Source organism: Magnetospirillum moscoviense (assembly GCF_001650635.1).
Taxonomy (GTDB): domain Bacteria; phylum Pseudomonadota; class Alphaproteobacteria; order Rhodospirillales; family Magnetospirillaceae; genus Magnetospirillum; species Magnetospirillum moscoviense.
Genome location: NZ_LWQU01000108.1, coordinates 1 through 683 on the forward strand (window position 1 = coordinate 1; position 683 = coordinate 683).

1 protein-coding gene is annotated in these 683 nt (G+C 66.8%); it reads left to right on the plus strand.

The window, feature by feature from the left end; genetic code table 11:
• The coding region (locus tag A6A05_RS21250; protein ID WP_483807177.1) for a transposase at nt 1-683 on the plus strand (683 nt) is incomplete at both ends.

The following is a 683-nucleotide window of genomic DNA, read 5'->3' on the forward strand; positions in this document are numbered from 1 at the left end:
TGGCCCGCGAGATGGGCATGCTGAAGATGGGCACGGTGGGTCTGGACGGGACGAAAATCCACGCCAACGCCAGCCGCCACAGCGCGCTTTCTTATGAGCATGCGGGCAAGATCGAGGCGCAGTTGACGGCCGAAGTGGCCGATCTGATGGCCAAGGCCGAGGCGGCCGATCAGGCGGACATTCCCGACGGCATGTCGATCCCCGAGGAATTGGCGCGGCGGGAAGAGCGCCTGGCGAAGATCGTCGAGGCACGGGCCAAGATCGAAGCCCGCGCCAAGGAGCGCTTCGAGCGTGAGCGGGCGGACCATGACGCCAAGATGGCAGCACGAGCGGCCAAGACCAAGGCCACCGGCAAGAAACCGGGAGGCAAGCCGCCACAACCGCCGACCGAAGGCCCGTTGGCTACGGATCAGATCAATCTGACCGACGAAGAGTCGCGCATCATGCTGGTGGCGGGCGGCGGCTTCGACCAGTGCTACAATGCCCAGGCCGCAGTGGCGGCAGGCAGCCTGCTGGTGGTGGCGGCCAAGGTGGTCCAGGCCCCCACCGACAAGCAGCAGCTTGAACCGATGCTGGGCGCCCTCAAGGGCTTGCCCGACGACATCGGCCGACCCGACACGCTGTTGGCCGATAACGGCTATTTCAGCGAGGCGAACGTGGAGGCCTGCGCGGCGGCGGGGATC